At 64.4% G+C, this 4,707-nt stretch carries 5 protein-coding genes; all 5 read left to right on the top strand.

Annotated features, from left to right (window positions below; all coding sequences use genetic code 11):
- Nucleotides 1–183, top strand: a 183-nt coding sequence (locus M3484_RS23425; RefSeq protein WP_249499498.1) for a rhodanese-like domain-containing protein, incomplete at its 5' end; no start/stop codon positions are given.
- 81 nt (nucleotides 184–264) lie between these two features.
- Nucleotides 265–1,521: a sugar ABC transporter substrate-binding protein gene (locus tag M3484_RS23430; RefSeq protein WP_249499499.1), complete on the top strand. Its 1,257-nt coding sequence runs from the start codon at nucleotides 265–267 to the stop codon at nucleotides 1,519–1,521.
- Between the two features lie 4 nt (nucleotides 1,522–1,525).
- The gene (locus M3484_RS23435) at nucleotides 1,526–3,154 is read left to right on the top strand and encodes a sugar ABC transporter ATP-binding protein (protein WP_249499500.1); all 1,629 of its coding nucleotides are present in this window, start codon (nucleotides 1,526–1,528) and stop codon (nucleotides 3,152–3,154) included.
- On the top strand, nucleotides 3,147–4,133 hold the full coding sequence (locus M3484_RS23440) for an ABC transporter permease (protein WP_249499501.1): 987 nt from the start codon (nucleotides 3,147–3,149) through the stop codon (nucleotides 4,131–4,133). Before M3484_RS23435 ends, M3484_RS23440 begins: the two co-directional genes overlap by 8 nt.
- On the top strand, nucleotides 4,130–4,707 hold a 578-nt coding region (locus tag M3484_RS23445; RefSeq protein ID WP_249499502.1), incomplete at its 3' end, for a glutathione S-transferase family protein. The genes M3484_RS23440 and M3484_RS23445, both read left to right, overlap by 4 nt.

Raw genomic sequence — 4,707 nt, forward strand, 5'->3', positions numbered from 1 at the left:
GGCGCGCTCGACCCGTCAAAGCGCACCATCACCTATTGCGGCAGCGGCATCGCGGCCTCGGTCGAAGCGCTGGCGCTGGCCACGCTCGGGCGGGATGATGTGGCGGTCTATGACGGATCGCTGACCGAATGGACGGCGGATCCTGATCTGCCGCTTGAGACCGGCACATGGGCCCGGGCCTGACCACAGACAGGGGCCGGAGCACAGGCAGGGGCCAATCCCTGACGCCCCTTTCCAGACAACCCTCAAACCAAAGGTAAAATGATGACCAGAGTTTCTCGTCCCACTGTGCGTGGGCTCTCCAGACGTGCGCTGTTGCAGACGGGGGCCGCCGCGGCCCTGCTGCCGGCGCTTGGTGCCGGCGCGTTGCGCGCCCAGACGGTGCAGCGGATCGGGTTCACCCCTTTCAGCTATGCCGCAACGCTTTCGGTGCAGATCGCCGAGGCCTTCAACGCCGCCGCGAAACAGCTTGGCATCGAAGGCGAAAGCTTTGACGGCCAGTCTGATCCGTCGATCCAGGTCAATGGACTGAACCAGCAGATCGGGCGCGGCTTTGGCGGCATCGCGCTGGAGGCGGTCGATGGCGGCTCGATCCGGGGTCTTGCGCGGGTGGCGGAAGAAAACAAGGTCTGGCTGAGCCATGTCTGGGGCAATGCGCCCTGGTTCACGCCCTGGGATGCCAGCGAATATTACAGCCTGCATATCCAGCCGAACGAATATGAAGGTCTGGGCCAGGTGACCCGTGTCCTGATCGAGGCGCTTGGCGGCGAGGGCACCATCGTGCGGGTCGGCGGGTTGCTGAATGACAGTTCGGATGTGGTGCGCAGCGCCGGTGCCGATAAGGTCATCGCAGAATATCCCGGTATCACCTTTGCCGGTGAACTGCCCGGCGACTGGACACCGGAGCAATCGCAGAAGGCGGCGGCGGCGCTCCTGTCGCGCTTCCCCGATACCCGTGGCATCATCGCGCAGAATGACGATACCGCGACCGGCGTGATTGCGGCGATCCGGGCGATCGGCAAGGTTCCGGGCAAGGATATCCTGGTCGTCGGCACCAATGGCACGCTTGATGGGGCGCGCCGGATCAAAGAGGGCACGCAGCTGGCCTCGGCTGCGAATAATCCGTCCTTCATCGGCTATACGCTGGCCGCGAACCTCTATGACCGGCTGAACGGCTGGACGCCCGAGCCCCTGGAACGCGCTCTGACCTTCCGCGCCGAGATCCTGACCAAAGACAATATCGATGCCTATATCGAACGTTACATCGACGCGCCGGTCGAGACCCATTTCGATGCGACCAAAATCTCGCGGGTGAAAAGCCCCGAAGACTGGGATCCGCAATATGAACTGATCCCGAGCGATATCGACGAGCAATGGATCAATCAGCCGAAGCCGGAGGGCTATAGCTATCCCGAGGCCTATGTGAAGGGCCGCGAAGACGGCTCTTATGAGCGGATCGTCCAGCAGTTCAAAGATCACTACAAGATCAGACTGCTCGACAAATCCCCGCTGGCGGGCTGAGCCGATGGCCCCCGCATCCCCTTTGCTGGAGCTGACCGGCATCGCCAAAAGCTATGACGGCCACAGGGTGCTGACCAATGTGTCACTTTCCCTCAGGCGCGGTGAGATCATCGGCCTTCTCGGCGAGAATGGTGCGGGGAAAAGCACGCTTCTCAATATCCTCTCCGGCGTTGTGACCAAAGACGCCGGAGAGATCCGCAGGAATGGGAAACCCATCGTGCCGCGCAGCTATCGCGAGGCCAATCAGCGCGGCATCTTCCGTGTCTTCCAGGATCCGGCGCTGATCGGCACTCTGACGGTGGCGCAGAACCTCTGGTTCGGCTGGGAGAGCCTGTTTCGCAATGCGGCGGGCCTTCTTGACAGGCGCGCCATGGAAGAGGCCGCGCGCGAGGTGCTGGCCTCGGGCAATCTGGCCTCTGTCCCGGTGACGAAACGGGTGGGCGATCTGCCCCCCGGCCTGCGCCAGAGCCTCGATATCGCGCGGGCTGTGGCGCTGGCGGACCGGCTGGATATTCCCGATCCGGTGATTCTCTTCGATGAGCCGACCACCGCGCTTGACCAGAGCCATGAAGAGAATTTCCTGCATCTGCTGGACCGGCTGCGCGGCCGGGCAGGGGTGGTCTTCGTCTCACATCGTCTGGGCGAGGTTCTGCGCAGCTGCGACCGGGTCGTGGTGCTGAAAGACGGCGATCTGGTGACGGATCAGCCGGTTCAGGGCCTGACAGAGCCTGACCTGCACCGGCTGATGGTCGGGCGCGAGCGCGGCGCGAATTATTATCTCGGCGATCTGCAAAACGGCGGCCTTGCCCGGGCCGCCCGGCTGGAGGTGGATGGTCTGCGGCTGGCATCGGGGGTCGGGCCGCTTGGCTTCAGCATCAGGCCGGGGGAAGTCGTCGGCATCGCCGGGACGGACGGATCGGGGAAACGGCGGGTGGCCCAGGTGCTGGGCGGTGACCTTGAACCCGATGAGGGCGAGATCCGGGTCAATGGCAGGCGGATCGGGGCCGGCAGCGATGCGGCTGTCGGCGCCGGGATCGCCTTTGTTCCGGGCGACCGTCAGGCCGAGGGGCTGATCACCGGCGCCAGCCTGATCGCGAATTTCCAGCTGCCGTCGCTGCGCGATCTTTTCGCAACGAGGCTGGGGATCTGGCGGCAGGCAACAGCCCGCGCAGCCGCAGAGCGCCGTTTCAAGGCGCTGGAGGTGAAGGCACCCGAAGGCATCGACAGCCCGGTTTCGGCGCTGTCGGGCGGCAATCAGCAAAAGGTCCTGCTGGCAAAATGGCTCGAACGGGCGCCGCAGGTTCTGGTGCTGGAAAACCCGACCCAGGGCGTCGACAGCGGCGCGCGCGAGGCGATCTACCGCACCATTCGCGAGGCGGCGGCGGCGGGCATTGCCGTATTGATCGTCACTGATGACCTGCCCGAGCTGATCGGCCTCTCGGACCGGATCCTCGTGATGGTCGAAGGCAGGATCACCCGCGACATCGCCGCGCCGCCGCAGGCGAAACCGGCAGAGGCCGATATCGTCGCCGATATGATCCCGGCGGGTCTGTCACCAACCGCAATTCCGTCAGCGACCCCGCCAGCACCGCTGGCGGCGCTGGCCAGTGTTTCAGGAAAACTCCATGTCTGACCATAGTCTTACCCTGCAGCCTGCCCGCCTTTGGCTGAGGCAGCTGCGGCCGGGGGATCTCTTGCCGGTTGCTGTGCTGGCGGCGCTGATCCTTTTCTTCGCGCTGCGGGCGGGATCCTTTCTCAGCCCGGCCAATCTCCTGATCATGAGCGGGCAGGCCGGGATCCTTTTGCTGGTGGCGCTTGGCGCGACGCTGGTCATTCTTATGGGCAGCATCGACCTCTCGGTCGGCTCGATCATCCTGCTGACGGCGGCGATCCTGTCCCGGGTGGTGAATTCCGGGGTCACTGCGCCGATCCTCATCATCCTGGTCGTGATCCTTGTCGGTGCGCTGGCGGGGCTGGTGAACGGGCTGATCTTCACCTTCGGCAAAGTGCCCTCGTTTATCGCCACGCTTGGCACGCTTTCCTTCTTTGCCGGGCTGGGGCTGACGGTGATCGGCGGGCGCTCGATCTATTTCGACGCGCCGGGGGTGCTGTCGCTTTCCATCGGGCAATGGATTCCGGGCGTGCAGAATTCGGCAGTGATCGGGCTGATCGCGCTGGCCCTGGTGGCCCTGATCACCAACAGGACGCGGTTCGGGCTTTATATCTATGCGATCGGCGGCAATGAGCGGGTGGTGCGGCTGTCCGGGATCGCGCTCAGGCGGGTGAAGATCCTGGCCTTTGTCACCTCGGGGGTGACGGCGGCGCTGGCGGGGCTGCTGATCTCGTCGCAGCTGGGCTCCAGCGGGCCCTCGCTCGGCTCGACGGCCCTGCTTGATTCCCTCGCAGCGATTGTGGTCGGCGGCACCGCGCTTTCGGGGGGCGTCGGCGGGGTCGGGCGCACCTTTCTCGGCGTCCTGATCATCACCGTTCTGGTCAATGGGCTGAACCAGATGGGCGTCCAGGACTTCGCCCAGACCATGATCAAAGGCGCCGTTATCGTGCTGGCCGCGATCTTCACCATGGCCTCGCAACGCGGCCTGACCCTCAAATGAAACGGGAGGCCAATGTGCCGAAACTCTATACAAATTTCGAATCCGGTAACAGCTATAAGATCCGGCTGTTCGCCGCGCTCGCCGGGATCACGCTTGAGGAATATGAGGTCGATCTGCCGGGGGATGAACATCATGGCCCGGCGTTTCTTGCGATCAATCCGCGGGGCGAGGTGCCGGTTCTGGTCGATGGCGAGCGCATCTTCCGCGATTCCGCCGCGATCCTGACCTGGCTTGCCGGCACCTATGCGCCCGAAGGCTGGGGCGGCAGGGATACGGGCGAGCAGGCCGGGATCATCGACTGGCTCGCCTTCTCGGCCAGCTGGATCCAGTATGGTGTCTTTACCGCCCGCGCCATTGTCTCGTTCAAAGGCACCTATAACGGCGTCGGCTTCCAGCAAGAGGCGGTCACCCTGAACGAGGCCCGTATCCGGGGTCTGAAATCGCTTGAGATCCTCGAGACCGCGCTGACCGGGCAGGACTGGCTGGTGCTGGGCCGCCCGACCATCGCCGATATCTCGGTCTTTCCCTATGTCGCCCTGGCCCCGATGGGGGATATCCCGCTGGAGCCCTATCC

This window comes from Pseudomonas sp. GX19020 (assembly GCF_023371075.1).
Taxonomy (GTDB): Bacteria; Pseudomonadota; Alphaproteobacteria; order Rhodobacterales; family Rhodobacteraceae; genus Pseudogemmobacter.

Coding starts and splice junctions, on each gene's coding strand:
- M3484_RS23430 (WP_249499499.1), top strand. CDS start 265: ATGACCAGAGTTTCTCGTCCCACTGTGCGTGGGCTCTCCAGACGTGCG.
- M3484_RS23435 (WP_249499500.1), top strand. CDS start 1,526: ATGGCCCCCGCATCCCCTTTGCTGGAGCTGACCGGCATCGCCAAAAGC.
- M3484_RS23440 (WP_249499501.1), top strand. CDS start 3,147: ATGTCTGACCATAGTCTTACCCTGCAGCCTGCCCGCCTTTGGCTGAGG.